Origin of the sequence: Salegentibacter salinarum (assembly GCF_900168115.1) — a bacterium.
Classification (GTDB): domain Bacteria; phylum Bacteroidota; class Bacteroidia; order Flavobacteriales; family Flavobacteriaceae; genus Salegentibacter; species Salegentibacter salinarum.
Genome location: NZ_FUZC01000007.1, coordinates 17,461 through 35,689, shown reverse-complemented (window position 1 = coordinate 35,689; position 18,229 = coordinate 17,461). Strand labels below are relative to the sequence as shown.

Sequence of the window (18,229 nt, the reverse complement as noted above, 5' to 3'; positions counted from 1 at the left end):
TTATTGAATTATGATTCTACTGGAAACGCCATACTACTCATCTCTGAAACCTTATTATTACCAGTATTCATTCGACTAAACTGGATCACCACTTTTACATTCGTTTTAATATAGCAACTATAATTTTGTTCGAGCATTATTGCCTCCGGATCAATTAAATCGTTAAATCTTATCTTTTTAAGCCGAAGTGGCTTAATTGTCACAGAATAAGGACCCATTGGTTTCCTATTTTCATAGAAAATAAAAAGTTCAATAATTGCTTTCTCTTCTGAAGTATTTAAAATTGCTAATTTATCATTGCTAGTAAACTTTGGTTCTTCACCAATACTTTGAAGAGGTATCTTGCCGGCACTAAAAGCCCAGTCCAATTTTCCTATTGCTTTCATTATTTAGTTATTAATAATTTTTCCATATATGGAGTCAGAAACACGGCCGTGGGATCCAATTGTTTTCTTATATCATGAAATTTATCCCAGTGGGGATACAGATCCCTGAGTTTATCCGCTTTCAAAGTATGTTTTTTGCCCCAATGCGGCCGGCCACCATATTTTACGAAGATGGGCTCTATTCCCTGAAAATAATCCCAGAATCTAAGACCGGCATTATGATGTAAAGATATAGTTACAGATTCCCTCCCAGCCATAGGACTTATATAAGCCTCATCTGATTTGATAGTTCGCACTAGTACCCGCCAAGCAACTCTTTTGCGCCAATATTTCTTAATGAGCTCTCGTACTTCCAGAAAACAATCAAGAGCTTTATCGGCGGGGAGTACATATTCCATCTCGTCAAATTTGAGAGGTCGAGATCGCGGCAAAATCTCATGACTGGGTCCTTTTTTTTCCATTTCTAGACTGCCATAGAAGATTTCCGGCACTTCTTGCTCTACCTTATTCATTACTCGAATCTTTGCAAGGTCACTACGGGGATACCAATAAAAATCAAAGTTTCTATTCTTTTTAAGATCATTAAAGTTTTCAAGACATTTTTCTATAGGCACACACCACTCTTTTCTATGAAGGTGATACGTTTTTTCAAGCTGTAATCGCATTTTTAGAAAAATACCGCAGGTTCCCATTGCAAGCTGTAAGGCACGGAACAGCTCCTTATCATTATCAGAGGTAGTTTCAAGGATCTCGCCAGTTCCTGTAACCATTCTAACTCCTACTAACATCGAGGATAGGTTTTTTAGCTTTACCCCTGTACCATGAGTTCCTGTACCAATAGCTCCTGCAATAGTTTGCACGTCTACATCCCCTGTGTTATGCATTGCCAAGCCATACCGAAAGGCCTCTTTACCAGCATCCTTCACCGTCATCCCTCCCAAAATAGTAAGACGGTGTGAATCAGTATCCGGTTCTTCTGCCCCCTGAAAGTGCTTTAGAGACAACAAGATATCCTTGGTTTTAACTAGAGGAGAAGATGAGTGCCCCGCGCCGACTACTCTAATTTTTCGGTTTTCCCGTTGCGCGGTTTTTACAAGTGCTACGACCTCTTCTTCACTTTCGGGTGTAACTATCTTGCCCGGTGTAAATGACAGGCTTCCACTCCAGTTCTTCCACCTAAAATCAGTCATCTATTCAGAATAAGCTATCGTTGTTAATATTGCGTTTTCCGCCTGTCTGGAATCCAAACGGGTATGTTGCACCACTATAGGTACACTGGATTCTATCACACAGGCATAATCCGTATCACGAGGTACTGGTTCAGGATTTTCAAGGTCATTGATTCGTAAATGTTTTGTACGTTGGGCTTCAACTTTAATTTTATAGGGTCCGACCGGGTCTTTGTCTGAATAAAATAAGGTTAACTCCACTTCTGCACCCTTATTTGAAGTATTAAGTATACAAACGGTCTCGTGACTGGTCATTTCCGGTTCAGGCCCTGTACCATATGAGGGAATGTATCCTTCGGCAATTACCCAGGTTCTTTTTCCAAATGTTTTCATTTCTTCTGTTTTTTACTATTAACTAGTTTCATAAAGCTATTGGATAATTTATAACTACTTCCGACTTTAAGTCTTACTGAAAGCCAAGATCTTACCAGGTCCTATCTAAGAGAATAAAAGGAATTCTGCTCCTAAATACTCCTATAATTCTCCTTCTTTTTTTAAGAATTAGATAAAGTTATCTCAATTTATACAAAATTTGTACTCTTATGCATCCAACGATATCCGTATGCATTTAATTTCACTTTTTGTTCGCTTGGGTTAAAGCCTTCATATCTTTCATCTCCAAAAATATCTTCGATATCTTCCGGATCTTCAATATCAATTTTCACCGTAATTTCTTCATTTGAAAAATTATGAAATGAAAGTGCCAGCCCCTTTTGCGATTTTCGATAAACTGCTAACACCCTTTTATCGTCTACATCTAACACCTTATAGTTCCCCCATCCAAACTCCGGAAATTCTTTTCTAAACCGTATTGCACTTGTCATCCAATTCAGAAGGGATTCTTTCGTTCGGTGTTGATCATTTACATTTACCTTTTTGTACCCGAACTCACCCTTAGAAACCAGATTTGTAACCAGCTTCTTTTTTGCTGCATCTGAGAATCCTCCATTTTTTGCAGATGACCATTGCATAAGTGTTCTAACACTATCCCTTCCATCTAAATTAAGATCCTCTCCCATCCCAATTTCCTGGCCATATCTTAGTACTGGAGTACCCGGAAGCGTGAAAAGCAGGCTATAGGCAAGTTCAATTCTTTTTCTGTCATTATTAAGCATGGAGGCCACACGTCTTCTTATTCCCCCTAACATTTGCATATTCTCATTAGGAGCAAAAGCTTTAATTACTTCTGTCCGTTCTTTTTCTGAAAGCCTGTCTAAATTAAGTTCATCATGGTTTCTAATAAACATGGCCATTTGTTCTTTTTCCTGAGTCTGTGCCATTTCCTTTAATGCTTTTGCCACTGGAGTGGCTTCTTCCCTAGCGAGAGAGAGAAACAGATAATTATTGACATAGAAATTAAAGAGCATATGCATTTGATCCTCATCTCCGAAGAAATTCTGATAATTTTCAGGTTCAATGTCCACTTCAGCCAATAAAATGGCATCGGGTTTTTGGGTTTCAACGAATTCTCTGAAATTTCTAAAGATCTCATGAGGATCTTCTTGAAAATCGACTTGTCCTTTTTCTGTAAACATGTGAGGTGCGGCATCCATCCGAAAACCCGAAACCCCAAGTTTTAACCAAAAATGCATAATCCTAAAGATTTCTTTTTGCACATCTGGATTAGAAATATTGAGGTCTGGTTGATGCGGGAAAAAAGTATGATAGTACCAAGCCTTGGCTTTTCGGTCGTATTTCCAATTTGAACCTTCTCCATTTTCAGCCATTATATTCTCTCCATCGTCCTTTGGTTTTTCGTCTTGCCAGATATAAAAATTATGGTATTTATTCTTTTTACCTTTCCTTGCCTCCTGGAACCAAAAGTGTTGTTCACTGGTATGATTAACAGGCAGATCTATGAGTACCCTTATCCCCACTTCGCTGGCAGCATCGAGTAATTCAGTAAAATTCCCCAGATCTCCCAGGCGGGGGTCCACCTCATAATAATTTCTTACATCATATCCATTATCTTCATCAGGAGTGCCAAAAAATGGCATTAACCACAGGCAGGTTATTCCTAGACTAGATAAGTAGGTGAGAGCATTTTTAAGCCCTTTAAAATCACCAACACCATCATTATTGGAATCCTTGAAAGTCTCTACGTCAAGACAGTATATAACTGCATTTTTATACCAGTATTTATTCATTTAAAAGGTATTTATATTGCAAACCCAAATTTAAAATGAGGACAAAACTTCATTACCAAAAAAATCTATAAATTTTTCTTGCTCCTTATTTACATTATGTATAATAATCTTTTCAAATCCAAGATCCTGGTATTCCTTAATTCTGGAAATAAAGATTTCCGGCTTATTACCAATAATTACATGTTTCCTAAGATCCTCCTTTCTCACCTTTTCACCCAGGTCATCGAATTGATCTGCTGTATTAATATCAGACAGAAGTTTACTCGGAAAAATATTATTCTTCCACTGTTTCCAGGCTTTAACTAATGCTTTCTCCTCATTTTCATCATAAGATATCTGTACCTTAAGGACCATTGGCTTTTCCCCGCCACCGCCTTCCTTAAATGCTTCAACTACATTTTTTAACTCTTTTAGAGGTTTAGATACAGTAATTAGCCCGTCTACCCAATCGCCCAACCACCTGGCTGTTTTCGAAGTGATTGCAGCTCCATAAACTGGTATTTTTTTTACCGGTTGGGTAAAAAGTTTAGCTTTTTCCACGTTAATCAGCCCGTGGTGCGTTACATAATCGCCTTTCCAAAGCTCTCTTATAACTTGTACCGATTCTTTTAACCTAGCATTCCTTAATTCTTTGGAGGGCCATTTTTGGCCTGTGATATTTTCATTTAAAGCTTGTCCACTGCCTTGACATAACCAAAACCTGCCGGGGAACATTTGACCTAAGGTTGATGCTGCCTGTGCTATAATCGCAGGATGATATCGCTGCCCAGGAGCATTTACAATTCCATATTCTAAATTGGTAACCTGCATTGCTGCCCCCAACCAGCTCCACGCAAAACCACTCTCCCCTTGTTGATTGCTCCAGGGGTGAAAATGATCTGAAGATAATATTGATTCAAAGCCTGCTACTTCTGCCTTTTGGACCAATTCCAGTAAATGCCGGGGAGTAAATTGTTCATGGGATGCGTGAAAACCTATTTTCATATAAAAAATATTTGAATGCTATTCTAAATTAGAAAATAAAGCATACATGAAGAAGAAACAACCCTATTATCCATCTTAAATAAAAGATAAATATTCAAAATTATAGTTAAATATATGTCATTATAACAAAACATATTCGCTTATTAAGCCTTGAATTGCGAGTAAATTTTCATCAACCAACACTATTTTAACGGACTGAAGAAAGAATATAATTTGGTTGAAAAGCTTTAATAGCAGAAATAACATTTTCTTATAAATGCTGCAGAGACCGGTAAAGCTGTTGTAACCAATTATCAACGTTTCCTTTAACTCTATAAAATTTTTGTGATTATTTTAGTAGATAATAGAAATCATAGTAGAATGTTTTTAGAATCGTTCCCGGTTTTCACCTTTAAAAAGGCACAAAATTTTGTGGTCTTAATAATTACATCTATCGGGAAATAGCTTGGCACCAGATACAGATTTTTTTTGCTCTCTTTTCTTGACCACACTTGAATTCTATATATAAATAATTCCGTTCATTAATTGCATAAAATTAAGTTTTTATAGGCCCAAAAATTGGTTACTTTTTATAATGCGTAGCTCCACCATAAAATAGCTCGGCACTCTCCATTATAGTTTCAGAAAGTGTAGGATGTGGATGGATGGTAAGCGCTAAATCACTGGCAGTGCTGCCCATTTCAATAGCTAATGCGATCTCAGGAATTAAGCTGCCTGCATTTTTTCCGGCTACGGCCCCTCCTAAAATCACTTCAGATTCAGGATCTATTAAAAGCTTGGTTAATCCCTTATTTTCACCAATAGCAGCTGCCCTTCCGGAAGCCGCCCAGGGAAATTTTACTATTTTAACCTTCCTGTCTTTTTCTTTTGCTTCTTTTTCGGTTAGCCCACACCAGGCAAGCTCGGGGTTGGTAAAAACGATGGCCGGAATCACTTTTGGATCGTAGCCGGCACCTCTCTTGCCGGCAATAACTTCAGCAGCAATTCTACCTTCGTGGCTTGCTTTATGCGCTAGCATAGGCTCCCCGGTGATATCTCCAATGGCGAAAATATGCTCCAACTTTGTACGGCGTTTAGGATCCACTTCTATAAATCCGTTTTCATTCGGGGAAACTCCCAGTTTATCCAGACCCAGATTTTTAGTATTTGGCTTTCTTCCAACAGCGACTAAAACACAATCAAACTTTTTGCTTTGCTCTTCTTCTTTTCCTTTTAAAGTAACCCTCACGCCCTTTTTGGTCATTTTTACTTTTTCAATTTTAGTTTCAAAATAAACATTTTTAAAGGGTTCGTTTTGTTCAAAAACTTTTATCAAATCCCGATCTGTTCCTGGTAGAAATCCAGGAGTCATTTCAGCTACAGAAACTTTGCTTCCGAAAGCTGCATAAACACTACCCAATTCGAGTCCAATATATCCACCACCAATCACCAACATCTTTTTGGGTATTTCTTTAAGCTCCAAAGCATCGGTAGCATCCCAGGTTTTATTATGGTCTATTTCAATATCAGGTAAATCCATCGCAGAAGAACCGGTAGCGATAATCGCCTTTTCAAAATTTAATTTGAACTTTTTTCCTTTTTTAGGGCTTACTTCCAATTCATTCTTTCCTGTAAATCTGGCTATGCCCTGTACATATTCTATTTTTCTGGATTTGCTTAATTGTCCAAGGCCTTCGGTGAGTTTCTTTACTACATTTTTTTTCCAGTTGGCAATTTTTTTGCGATCTATTTTGGGTTCTTCAAATTTCAATCCCCATGCAGAAGCTTTCATAGCCTCTTCTTTGGTTTTCGCCAAATGCAAAAGTGCTTTGGAAGGGATACACCCACGGTAAAGGCAAACTCCACCGGGATTAACTTCAGGATCAATAAGCGTTACTTTTATTCCCAGATCTGCTGCGTGAAAAGCTGCGGCATAACCTCCAGGGCCGGCACCAATAATAACCAATTCCTTTTTATCATTTTTTGCCATTGTTTTTTATATTAAAGATTAACCCAAAAGTGCTTCGTATGGATCTTCTAGGGCTTTTACCATCCAGTTCATAAAAGATGCACCATCTGCCCCGTCTATTAAACGATGATCATAAGACAAACTGAGCGGAAGTATGCTGCGAGGTTCAAAATTATTGTCTATATAAACCGGTTTGATTCTTGCCCGGGAAACCCCAAGAATCGCAACCTGCGGATGATAAACTATGGGGGTAAAATTGGTACCTCCAATCCCTCCTAAGTTGGAAATAGAAAAATTACCACCTTCCATATTTTCTTTTGAAAGTTCTTGATCCCTTGCTTTTTGGGCTATTTGTGAGATTTCTACCGATAAGTCTTTGATACTTTTTTGATCGGCATTTTCTATGACAGGCACCAAGAGGCCTTCATCTGTAGCTACCGCAATATTGATATTTACATATTTTTTAAGGATCATTTCTTCCTTATTCATATCTACACTGGCGTTAAACATTGGAAACTTATGCAGGGCCGTAGCAACCACCTTGGTAAGTATCGCAGTGAGCGTAAGCTTGCCCCCTGCTTCTTCTACTTTTTCCTTATGTTCCTCTATATAATTTTCAATTCCCGAAATATCTGCCTCCCCAAACTGAAAAACGTGAGGTATAGATTGCCAAGACTGCAGTACATTCTTTGCTGTGATTTTTTTAATATTATTTAATGGCTTTGTTTCTACCGCTCCCCATTTGCTAAAATCGGGTAATTCAAGTTGTGTGCTACCGGATTTTTCTCCACCACCTTCTTTATATTTTTTGACGTCTTTTTCAGTGATCCTACTACTCTGCCCGCTGCCTTCTATCTCCTGAATATTTACTCCCAATTCACGAGCCAGGCGGCGTACGCCCGGAGACGCATAGACTTTCTTTGATGATTTTTTGTCGTCAGACTCATCTTTTTCAGATTTCTCAAATGATTTTTTCTTCTCTATTTCCTCATCTCCATTTTTGGTCTCATCTTCTTCCTCATCAGACTTCTCCTCGCTTTTTTCCTCTTTTTTTCCTTCTGAAGTCTTTTTCTTCTTTTTCTCTTTTTCTTCAGAAGTTCCTTCCTTTTCCTTTTTCTCTTTTTTTCCTTTTTCTTCCGATGCTTCTTTCTCTTTATCGTCGCCTGATTCTTCGTTTTCTTCTGAATCTTCATCAGCTTCTTCCAAGATGATAATAACATCTCCTACACTTACTTCCTCACCTTCACTCACTTTTATCTCTTTAACCGTTCCGGCGAAAGTAGAAGGGATCTCGGTTGAAGCTTTATCGGTTTCCACTGCAATTACTGACTGGTCTTCTTCAATTTTGTCTCCTTTGGAAACAAGAATTTCAGAAATAGTCGCGGTATCTACACCTTCTGATATTTGTGGTATTTTTATTTCTTTTGCCATAACTAAGATTTTACGCCGTTCTTGGATTGGTTTTTTGTGGATCTATTTTTAATTTTTTGGCCGCCTTCTTTAGTTCTTCCAGACTAATTTGCTCCTGGTTAGCCAGGCCGTAAAGCGCTGCGTAAGCAATATGGGCTGCATTCACTTCAAAAAATCCACGAAGGGCTTCCCTGTTATCGCTTCTCCCAAAACCATCGGTTCCCAAACTAATAAGCTCATCGGGAAAATAGGCGGCGATGCTTTCAGGAAGGGCTTTTACATAATCTGAGGCTGCCACAAAAGATCCTTTTTCATCTTGTAGTTGCTGCTCTATATAGTTTTGCTCCTTGTTCAGCTGGGCTTTTAATCGGTTGTCGCGTTCGGTATCAATAGCATTATCATATAAAGCTTTATAGCTGGTAATACTCCAGATATCGGCACCCACATTAAATTTATCTTCCAAAATTTCTGCAGCTTCAAGCACCTCCTTCATGATAGCGCCACTACCAAATAAATGAGCCTTTCTGGTTCTTCTACGTGATTTTGACTTTTTGAATTTATAAAGCCCCTTAAAAATTGCTTCCTTATCTAGATCTTTATCCATTTCAGGCATTGGATATGTGTCGTTACTAATTGTGATATAATAGAAAATATCTTCTTTATCTATATACATTTCTTTAATTCCTTTTTCTACGATTACCGCAAGTTCATAAGCAAAAGCTGGATCGTACGCCCTTAAATTAGGGAATGCCAGGGCGTACAGATGGCTTTGCCCGTCCTGATGCTGTAAACCTTCTCCAGGAATACTGGTTCTTCCTGAAATTCCACCCATCAAAAAACCTTTTGCACCGGCATCTGCAGCGGCCCACATTAAATCGCCGGTTCGTTGAAAACCGAACATGGAGTAGAAAAAATAAAATGGAATGGTATTGATTCCATGCGTGAGATAGGTAGTGCCTGCGGCAATGAATTCGGCCATACAACCGGATTCGGTAATTCCCTCTTCCATAATAGCGCCGTTTTGAGCCTCTTTATAGTAAAGTAGACTTTCCTCATCTACGGGATCATATTTTTGACCGTGGGGCGCATAAATACCCGCCTGTCTAAAAAGGGATTCCATTCCGAAAGTTCGGGATTCATCAGGGATAATTGGAACTATTAACTCACCCAGATTCTCATCTTTCATTAATTTGCCAAGAATCTGGACCATAGCCATGGTAGTCGCTACCTCATCTTTTCCGGATCCCTTTAAAAAGTTCTCGAATATCTTTGTATCCGGGGCTTTTATAGCTAAGCTTTTATCACTTCGCTGCGGAATATAACCTCCTAAATCTTTCCTTTTTTCCTGAAGGTATTTTAATTCTTTACTGTCTTTTTCCGGTTTGATAAATGGAATTTTCTTCAGGTCCTTATCAGAAACAGGCACCTTGAAAAAATCCCTGAAATATTTGAGTTGATCTTCATCAAATTCTTTGGTTTTATGAGACACATTACTGGCCTCCCCCGCGCTACCCTGTCCATAACCTTTAATTGTTTGGGCTAGAATTATAGTAGGTTTTTCTTTAGCTTCTACTGCAACTTTGTAAGCATTGTAAATTTTTTCTGAATCGTGGCCTCCGCGTTTAAGATTTTCGAGCTCTTCATCTGAATAGTCTTCTACCAGCTTGTTCAGGTCATCATCGTTTTCAAATAAATCCTTCCGAAGAAATTCTCCATCGCTAAAAGCGTATTTTTGAAGCTGACCATCAGTAAGTTCGTTTAATTTTTTACGTAGTTTTCCACTACTATCTTTTTCGATAAGTTTATCCCATTCTTTACCCCAAAGCACTTTGATTACATTCCAACCGGCCCCTTTAAATAATCCCTCCAATTCCTGAATAATCTTAGCATTACCCCGAACGGGCCCGTCTAATCGCTGTAGATTACAATCTATTACAAAAATAAGGTTGTTCAGTTTATCCCTGGAAGCTATATTAATTGCTCCACGGGCTTCCACCTCGTCCATTTCTCCATCTCCTATAAATGCCCAAACTTTGCTATTATCTTCATCTATAAGTTCACGGTTATAGAGATATTTATTAAAACGGGCACGATAAATAGCCTCGATAGGACCTAAACCCATAGAAACCGTGGGGTTGTTCCAGAAATCTGGCATTAAATGCGGGTGGGGATAAGAACTAAGTCCTTTTTCAGACTGTATTTCGTGACGAAATTCTTCCAGGTTTTTTTTAGTTAAACGTCCCTCTAAATATGCTCTTGCGTAAATACCCGGTGAAGCGTGGCCTTGAAAATAAACTTGATCTGCAATGTTATTTTTATCAATTTTAAAAAAGTGATTAAATCCGACTTCCCATAGCTGAGCAATCGAGGCATAAGTAGAAATATGCCCTCCAATGCCGGGATCTGCCTTATTAGCTTTTACTACCATAGCCATAGCATTCCACCTAATATAAGAAAAGAGTTTTTCTTCTATTTCTAAATTGCCGGGATATTCCTCCTCTTCATCTTTTGAAATAGTATTTTCATAAGGAGTATTAAGAGATTCAGGAAGTTGAATGTTGTGTTTTTCGGCTTCTTCCTGTAAAATGAGAAGTAATTCTTCCGCCCTTTTTGTAGATTTATTTTCAATTATCCAGGTTAGTGAATCTATCCACTCCTGATTTTCCTTTTGTATATTGTCGTTTTTGCTATCTGTCATGAGTTGTAATTATTATCTTAGAACAGGCAATTTTCTGGCCGGGGTAAATGAGTGAAAAAGGAGATGTATCTTATAATTCATGCCTCCATTAACTATCTGTTAGGAATGGATTAACAATACTTTCCTAATTAATTCATTCTAATAATTTCGCCTTCATCGATATTTGTATTTATAAGCCCATCTTTATTATGGGTTATAATTTATAAAATATGAGGGTTATCGTCAATTGATTAACATAAGATTATACCGACGTGTTAAATAATAAATGACAGAAAAAAGTCTTGAAATAATTATTAACTTTCAATATGTCCTGATCAAGAAAGACACATAAATTGAAAGATTTTTGAAGAAGGGAAAACATAGGCTATGACCATCTATCAGGCTGAAATAAATCGAATTAAAAGAAATTGCTACTCCAATAAAAGTCGAATTAATACTGTAGTTGAAGCACGTCGTTCTATTGAGCATAGCTTCGATAAAGCGTTAACCTTAAATTTACTATCCCATCACTGTTTTACTTCTAAATATCACCTACTGCGGTTGTTTAAAAGATACTATGGACAAACACCAACACAATACCTTACAGAAAAGAGAATTTCAATTGCAAAAGAACTGCTGACTAATGGATATAATGTAACAGATACTTGTTATGAAATTGGAATTGAAAGTCCGAGTTCTTTTAGTACCTTATTTAAAATGCATACAGGAGTAACCCCCTCACAATAAAAAAGAGCAATTTTCGCAAAGTCCAGGGAATTTTCATTTAAGAAATTTGTACTGGTAAACTTTTAAAATTATAATTAATGGAAATTTCAACATTCCTTAAATTTCAGAATGATAATGCAGAACAGGCAATGAACTTCTACGCAGCAACCTTCAACGGTATGGAAAAGAAAAACCCAGTCCAGCCAAAGAGGAATCTATAAATATGGCCATTTTTCAAGGATAAAGGCAAAATAGTAGCAATGACCGGTGAAGGAGTGAATGATGCGCTGCCTGGCACAGGCAGATGTAGGAATAGCTGTGGGTTCCGGTACCGATGTTGCAACCGATAAGGCAGATATTATCCTTCCCAATTGTCTTCTGTTGGAGTTTTAGAGGAGGTGCTGCTAGCTTGATTTTCATCCTCTTTCTGATGTTGTTTTTGGCCTTTGTTGTCCATTATCTGAGGTTTAACGATTCAGAATACTGAATTTTCCACCTGAAAAATGATCGTAAAACATAGCCAGGATCAAAAGCAGGCAGTGGATTTCCTACACTAACGGAAATATTAGTAGTGTATCTAAGACAAATTTAATTTAATTTCAGGCCTGCCATTCTACCAGTGATATTACGCCACAGTATTTTAGATAAGGTATTTATTTACCAGAAGCAATTTCTCCCTTAAAATTTGTGATTTATATTTATGGGATAAGAGGGTGTTTCTCAAACTTCCATCGGTTAATAATTTGAGGCTTTCCTGCAGATGGTGAAAAAATCGACCTTCAATTTTGGTGCAAATTTGGCCATATTTCGGATTGGTATTATCTCTTAAATACCTGTCCATTTTTAAAACTTCTTTTTTACATTTTAATTGTAGCTCGTCCAGATAATCCTGATCCCGGGCTTCCAGAATATGTTTGTCCAAATCGCTTTTTATTGCTTTTTTTTGATTATACAAAGATTTAAAAAGCTTTTTTAAAAAGGTTTTTTTGGTCGTCATTATGCTGTGTTTATAGTATATCGCCGAAGTATAAGTAGTGATATAATAGTTTTCCAGATAGTCTATTTCGGAAGGTTTCCTCAACATCATTTCACGTTTTCATTTTTACATTCCTTTCAAACGGGTATAACAACTTATTAGAATTATTAGAAGAAAATTACGTACCGTTCACTCCTGAAATTGGATTTCTTTCATTTCCCTAATAAAGTAATTAAAGTCAAATTTAATTCAATCTAAGATGCTCTTTTAAGCTATTCAAAAATAGTATGTCTTTAAATATCCATATATGATAATTATCATATTTTCAGCCACTTATATTCAAAACACTCAAATTAAATTTTGAAATCTTAATAGAATAAAAACGAAAAGCCGGATAAATTTTTCATCCTTTAATTTAACAATTGTTAAATTAAAGGATGAAAAACACTACTGATCATAGAAGACGACAAAATTAGAAGAGAAAACACAAAGGAGCTCTTAGAGTTTTCCAACTTTAAAGTAATTACCGCTGTAAATGGAAAAGAAGGTAGGAAAATAGGTTATGGTCTTAAACCGGATATTGTTCTATGTGACATCCTTATGCCCTGGTGTAAGTAGATATGAGGTATTAAAAAATCTAGCAAAGAACAAAGAAACCGCCAACATTCCATTTATATTTTTATCGGCCAAAAGTGATAATCGAGAAAAAAGCAAAGGTATAAATCTTGGATCAGATGATTTTATTAGTAAACCATTTAGTGCAAAAGATCTATTAGAAGCTATAAAAAGTAGATTGGCATAAATTTGAAATCTCTAAAAAAATTTTTAATTAGTATTCTTCATCTTATCGACATTATCAAATATCAACACTGCCGGAGTTCAAAAGCATTTATAAAGTCAATAGGGAAAGGGTAGATATAAGAAGAAAATGAATTTACACAGAATTTTAAATTGCCAACCGTATATAATGTCTGGACAGAGAAGTAGTAAAAGGTATAAAATTTAATTAAAAACATGTCATACATAAAAATCTTCTCGTAATGATTATCCTATATTTTTGCTTATTCCATAATATTTGGACTGATCCATCATTTCCAAGCTAATAATGTAAAAGAAGCCGTCTAAAAAGTAAATGGGTGAGGGAGTATAAAATAGTGATAAGTACAAATAAACTATTTAATTAAAATTAATGATAAATATCATAGATTTACCTGACCATATGTGGGAATTAGAATGGGGTGGGAATTGCGAACCATAGAATTTATAAAATTTTAATCGTTCTCACATAATTGAAAATAAGATATGGACTTCGCTTCTAAAACCAGAAAGTTCAAAAAAGAAAAATCCCGAAAAAAGTTTCGGGATTTTTCATTCTTTTTTAGGATACATTTACCGTTTTAGTTTCTTTTGTCTTATCCATTTCTCTTTTTTTCAGGTTCATTTTTAGGATACCATCCTTGTATTTTGCTTCAACATCTTTTTCCACATCTACTTCCCCGGGTAGCGTAATATTACGTGAAAAACTGTTGTAGCTAAATTCTTTTCTCACAAAACCTTCTTTTTCTTCTTCGATTTTATTTTCATTCTCTGCTGTGATAGATAAAATACCATCCTCAATAGAAATTTTAAAATCTTCTTTAGAAAGGCCCGGTGCTGCCAGTTCGATTTCAAACTCCTTTTCTTTTTCCTTTACATTTAATGCAGGAAATAGATCCTCATCAAAATATCCATTAAAAAATCTGTTTAGGTTAAAGATTCCTCTTTTAGTATCCATTAAGTCTGCAAAAAATGGATCCTTTGCCAAAAAAGAACTTCCTAGTGCGGGAACTTTACGATTGTTTGATCTAGTAAGAGACATAATATAAGTATTAAATGGTTAATAATTAAATTTTAAATTCATACTAATTTAAGAGGTTATAATAAAATATAATATGATGAATATCAGTTAAATGAAAAATTTAAATTAAAATATGAGGAGGCTTTAAGCACAGAAACAGGAGACGATAGCCTCTGTTTCTTAAGAAGATATTAAGTATACTCTTTAATTTAGTTTGATATCATTGATCTTACCCTAGGCAAAATCCATATATCAGGTTAAAGAATATCTTGGATATCTTCTAACTATGATTTCTAACGCTAACAAGAACATAGAAATCAGATTCTCTTTATATCTTCAGTGTAATATTTATTATTTTAAAAGTAAAACATAGCAACGATAAAAATTATGACAAATATCAGAAATAAAGAATTAACAAATTTATAATTGCCAGCCAAGCGATTAGGCCGTTAGTCTTAAAGTTTTGAGTTATTAAAAAACCAATGGATAAGATTTTTATCAGCTGGCTATGGAATAATATAATGGATCTTTTTTCAAAAGCAAAGACACCTCAATTTCTTCATAAAGTTTAAAAGTGATATCTCTAGGTTAAACAGGTTTTTCGAGTTTACCTGCACTTATATGATTATATCACTGATACCCTGACATTTATCATTGTGTAGATAAGGTTTACATAATATATTTAATAAAATTTTAAACTTATTTTATTATGAAAACTCTAAAAGCATGTTTTATCGGAATTATTCTTTTGTTTTCAACTGTTAATTTATCTGCCCAGGAAAAATGGTCAGCAGAACTAAGGCCAGGTATAAATTTCGCGACTTCTGATTTAGGGGATGCGGAACTTAAAACCGGTTATGGTGCCGAGGTAGCTTTGGGGTATCGATTTATGCCCCATCTGGGTGCTTATGTAGGCTGGGGTTGGAACCAATTTAGTTCTGATAATAATTCCTTTGCTGGAACGGGCGACACAGATTATGAAGAGACCGGATATACATTCGGACTTCAGTTCATTCACCCAATTGCAGAATCCGCCACTTCATATTTGATCAGAATCGGTGGGATTTATAACCACATTGAGGTCGAAAACAGTACTGGAGATATTACAGCCGATTCAGATCACGGACTCGGTTGGGAAATCGGAGCCGGTATTCAGGTCGATTTAGGCGGCGACTGGAATCTAAGACCACAAGTGGGTTATCGGGCACTTTCAAGGGACTTAGACTTAGGGTCCGTGACTACAAATGTAGATTTGAATTATTTCACAATTGGCATTGGGATAGCCAAGTTATTCTAGCAAAACGTGTTTGACTTGAGAAATTACAACCAATCAGTCAGCCCTCTTTCCTCGAGAGGGCTGACCACTTTTTAGCTGGATTTATCATTCCCACGTGTATTATTAGGTCAGTTTAATTTAACAATGAAGAATAAAAAGTTGTTTGTAATCAAAAGCATTCATACCCTTATCTGGCTATTCTATAATGTGGTCATTTTTTATCTTTTTTACGCCGTTATAGTGGATAAAATAGACAAATGGGTATGGATATGTATCGGTTTAGTCGTAGCTGAAGGTATCGTTTTGCTTGTATTTAAATGGTTTTGTCCCTTGACTCTTATTGCGCGAAAATATTCCGATTCGATAAAAGACAATTTTGATATTTTTTTACCGAACTGGTTGGCGAAATATACCAAGGTAATTTACACGAGCATTTTTGGGCTGGCCATTTTGATTCTAATCTATCGGATTTTTACCTCACAAAGCTAATTCATAAAAATGAAAATATGGAACAACCTTTTTCATGAAAATCAGGTGTAAAATTTCTATCCAAATGCATAATACTGAATATAAACATTATGTTGATAATTGTCATTTCAAATCATCACATCTGTCGGTACTTTTATGGTTATATTAATAGATGAGATCATGCAAATAGCTTCAGAAATTCGAAAAATTATCGAATACGGTACTAAAGCACCTTCTGGACATAATACTCAACCCTGGAAGTTTAGATTATGCGAAAATGAAATTCAGATTCATCCTGACTTCGAGAGGGCTTTACCGATTGTTGACCCTGACAATCACGCTCTATATATTAGCTTGGGATGCGCTGCCGAGAACATCATTTTAGCAGGCAGGAACCTAGGCTGTAATCCAGATCTAAAAATTGAAAAAGATACTGACGGAGTGAATTTCATAAGTATAAAAGTACAGCGCGACAGCGCGGCACAAAAAGATGATTTGTTCAACTACATTGAAAAAAGACAGGTTACCAGAAATGCCTATGATGACACTTCGATCGTTTCCAAAGATTTGAAACAATTGATAGATGCGGCAGAGTTTAAAGGCGTTCATATCCGGTCCTTCTCAACCCAGGAGGAAATTGATCAATTAGTACCTTTTATCATTGAAGGAAGCAACCTTCAATTCCATAAAAAGGCATTTGTTAATGAATTGGTTTCCAGAATTCGATTTTCAAAAAAAGAAGTTGAGGAAAAGAGAGATGGAATTTGGCATTCCAGCATGGGCATGCCTGGAGTTGGCCTGGTCTTGGGAAACCTGATCATGAAAAAGTTTGTAGACACGAAAAGTGAGGCCAAACGATGGAAAAAAATAATTCGCTCCACCCCTACCTTTATACTGTTCCTAGCCGAAAAGGATGATGTTGTACACTGGGTAAATACTGGCAGGGCGTTACAACGTTTTGGTTTAATGGCTACCAAGCTCCAAATCAATCATGCTCACGTGAACATGCCCTGTGAGGAAATTGAGGTCCGTAAAAAAATGGCCTTAGCCTTAGGTATAGAAAAACAACATCCACTCCTGCTCGTTCGGTTGGGATATTCCAAGAGAATGCCCTACTCCTATAGAAGACCAGTAGAAGAAGTATTCGGATAATAGATTTCAGAAATTGGAAGAATACATTTCTCGATTATTTTTGGTCAGGTGTTTACGATTATACGGTATCCTACCCATTGGCAAAGAAATATTTTGATAGACTAGACGCGCCCATAAAGGATTTTATACCTTTGAGAAATCGGCTCACAGTCCCTATTCGAAGAACCGGAAAAAATGCAAAAAATCTTGAATTTAGATGTATTGAAAGGTAAAAATAACCTGGCAGATAGACAATAATGAATAGGTCATCCAAATCTACGTAAAAACACATCTTGCATGTTACCAATACCCTTGGGTAATCCAGAGATATTAACTTCAAAAATTAATAAAGCTCCTTAAGATATTCTTTAAATTCATTAGTATTGTAATCGCCCATTCCCATATGTGTAAGTACCAACTCTCCCTGGGAATTTATTACATATGTAGTTGGGAGGCTTTGAGAACTAAACATTGAGGGGATACCTCCATTACTTTTGTAGATTTCAAAATCGTATCCTTTTCTTTTATTAAAATCTATAGCTTTTTGAAAATCCTGATCTACAGATAGCATAATAAACGCTGTTTTATCTTTATCAATATCCTGAAAAAGTTTATTAATTCCTGGCATTTCAGCAACACAAGGAGGGCACCAGGTAGCCCAAACATTTATAAAGATCACTTTACCCTTTAGTTCTTCCATAGCAACATTTTCCCCCTTTGAATCGATAAGCTTCATTGAAAAATCTGCTTCGGGATAATCGGTGTTCACAGCATGCCCAGAATCTTTATCAAAATCTGGATCCATTAAACCGGTTGCAAGTATTCCCCGTTGAAGAAATCCTAAAACTTCTGTATGCAATCCTGTAAAATAAAATCCACTAAAAATGGCTATTATTACCCCATATTCAATGAAACTTTTTTTAGTTTTTTTCTTCATTTTATTTTCAATTAAAAGTGCACCAAAGAACACAGGAATATCCAATATTCCAGAACCTTAGATTTTAATTCCTCGTAAAAGTAAGCTTAGATGATTT

General features: G+C 36.3%; 17 protein-coding genes. 6 read left to right on the top strand and 11 right to left on the bottom strand.

What is annotated here, in order from left to right:
• Window positions 1–8: 8 nt before the first annotated feature.
• The 8 genes from B5X53_RS09815 to aceE all read right to left on the bottom strand — a co-directional run bounded on the left by B5X53_RS09815 (window position 9) and on the right by aceE (window position 10,802).
• On the bottom strand, window positions 9–386 hold the full coding sequence (locus B5X53_RS09815) for a sensory rhodopsin transducer (protein WP_079713053.1): 378 nt from the start codon (window positions 384–386) through the stop codon (window positions 9–11).
• Window positions 386–1,576, bottom strand: a complete 1,191-nt coding sequence (locus tag B5X53_RS09810) for a D-arabinono-1,4-lactone oxidase (RefSeq protein WP_079713052.1) — start codon at window positions 1,574–1,576, stop codon at window positions 386–388. The genes B5X53_RS09815 and B5X53_RS09810 overlap by 1 nt, the downstream gene beginning before the upstream one ends.
• Entirely contained in the window at window positions 1,577–1,948 is a 372-nt protein-coding gene (locus tag B5X53_RS09805) for a sensory rhodopsin transducer (protein WP_079713051.1), read from the bottom strand.
• A gap of 188 nt (window positions 1,949–2,136) precedes the next feature.
• Window positions 2,137–3,762, bottom strand: coding sequence for an alpha-amylase family protein (locus B5X53_RS09800; RefSeq protein WP_079713050.1), 1,626 nt, complete (start codon window positions 3,760–3,762; stop codon window positions 2,137–2,139).
• A gap of 30 nt (window positions 3,763–3,792) precedes the next feature.
• A complete protein-coding gene (locus B5X53_RS09795; protein WP_079713049.1) occupies window positions 3,793–4,746 on the bottom strand; it encodes a TIGR03885 family FMN-dependent LLM class oxidoreductase in 954 nt (317 codons plus the stop codon).
• Window positions 4,747–5,308: 562 nt separating this feature from the next.
• Complete coding sequence (gene lpdA / locus B5X53_RS09790) at window positions 5,309–6,715, bottom strand: dihydrolipoyl dehydrogenase (protein WP_079713048.1); 1,407 nt, start codon at window positions 6,713–6,715, stop codon at window positions 5,309–5,311.
• 18 nt (window positions 6,716–6,733) lie between these two features.
• Window positions 6,734–8,125, bottom strand: coding sequence for a 2-oxo acid dehydrogenase subunit E2 (locus B5X53_RS09785; protein WP_079713047.1), 1,392 nt, complete (start codon window positions 8,123–8,125; stop codon window positions 6,734–6,736).
• Between the two features lie 10 nt (window positions 8,126–8,135).
• The gene (gene aceE / locus B5X53_RS09780; RefSeq protein ID WP_079713046.1) at window positions 8,136–10,802 is read right to left on the bottom strand and encodes a pyruvate dehydrogenase (acetyl-transferring), homodimeric type; all 2,667 of its coding nucleotides are present in this window, start codon (window positions 10,800–10,802) and stop codon (window positions 8,136–8,138) included.
• A gap of 366 nt (window positions 10,803–11,168) precedes the next feature.
• Between aceE and B5X53_RS09775 the strand changes: the two genes are divergently transcribed.
• Entirely contained in the window at window positions 11,169–11,528 is a 360-nt protein-coding gene (locus tag B5X53_RS09775) for a helix-turn-helix domain-containing protein (RefSeq protein ID WP_079713045.1), read from the top strand.
• A 77-nt stretch (window positions 11,529–11,605) separates the two neighbouring features.
• Window positions 11,606–11,728: a VOC family protein gene (locus B5X53_RS19330; protein WP_232764175.1), complete on the top strand. Its 123-nt coding sequence runs from the start codon at window positions 11,606–11,608 to the stop codon at window positions 11,726–11,728.
• A gap of 419 nt (window positions 11,729–12,147) precedes the next feature.
• On the opposite strand, the gene B5X53_RS09770 is transcribed toward B5X53_RS19330, so the two are convergent.
• Window positions 12,148–12,594, bottom strand: coding sequence for a hypothetical protein (locus B5X53_RS09770; RefSeq protein WP_143533254.1), 447 nt, complete (start codon window positions 12,592–12,594; stop codon window positions 12,148–12,150).
• 339 nt (window positions 12,595–12,933) lie between these two features.
• Between B5X53_RS09770 and B5X53_RS19625 the strand changes: the two genes are divergently transcribed.
• Complete coding sequence (locus tag B5X53_RS19625) at window positions 12,934–13,101, top strand: response regulator (RefSeq protein WP_079713246.1); 168 nt, start codon at window positions 12,934–12,936, stop codon at window positions 13,099–13,101.
• On the top strand, window positions 13,046–13,285 hold the full coding sequence (locus B5X53_RS19620; protein WP_079713043.1) for a response regulator: 240 nt from the start codon (window positions 13,046–13,048) through the stop codon (window positions 13,283–13,285). Before B5X53_RS19625 ends, B5X53_RS19620 begins: the two co-directional genes overlap by 56 nt.
• A 576-nt stretch (window positions 13,286–13,861) precedes the next feature.
• On the opposite strand, the gene B5X53_RS09755 is transcribed toward B5X53_RS19620, so the two are convergent.
• Entirely contained in the window at window positions 13,862–14,341 is a 480-nt protein-coding gene (locus B5X53_RS09755) for an Hsp20/alpha crystallin family protein (RefSeq protein WP_079713042.1), read from the bottom strand.
• 688 nt (window positions 14,342–15,029) lie between these two features.
• On the opposite strand from B5X53_RS09755, the gene B5X53_RS09750 reads away from it, so the two are divergent.
• Together B5X53_RS09750 and B5X53_RS09740 are read left to right on the top strand one after the other, a co-directional pair.
• Window positions 15,030–15,617 carry a porin family protein gene (locus tag B5X53_RS09750; RefSeq protein WP_079713041.1) on the top strand — a complete coding sequence of 196 codons (588 nt, stop codon included), beginning with the start codon at window positions 15,030–15,032 and terminating at the stop codon, window positions 15,615–15,617.
• Between the two features lie 603 nt (window positions 15,618–16,220).
• On the top strand, window positions 16,221–17,216 hold the full coding sequence (locus B5X53_RS09740) for an Acg family FMN-binding oxidoreductase (protein WP_079713039.1): 996 nt from the start codon (window positions 16,221–16,223) through the stop codon (window positions 17,214–17,216).
• 322 nt (window positions 17,217–17,538) lie between these two features.
• Here the strand turns inward: B5X53_RS09740 and B5X53_RS09735 are convergent, their stop codons facing one another.
• Window positions 17,539–18,132, bottom strand: coding sequence for a TlpA family protein disulfide reductase (locus B5X53_RS09735; protein WP_079713245.1), 594 nt, complete (start codon window positions 18,130–18,132; stop codon window positions 17,539–17,541).
• Window positions 18,133–18,229 lie beyond the last annotated feature (97 nt).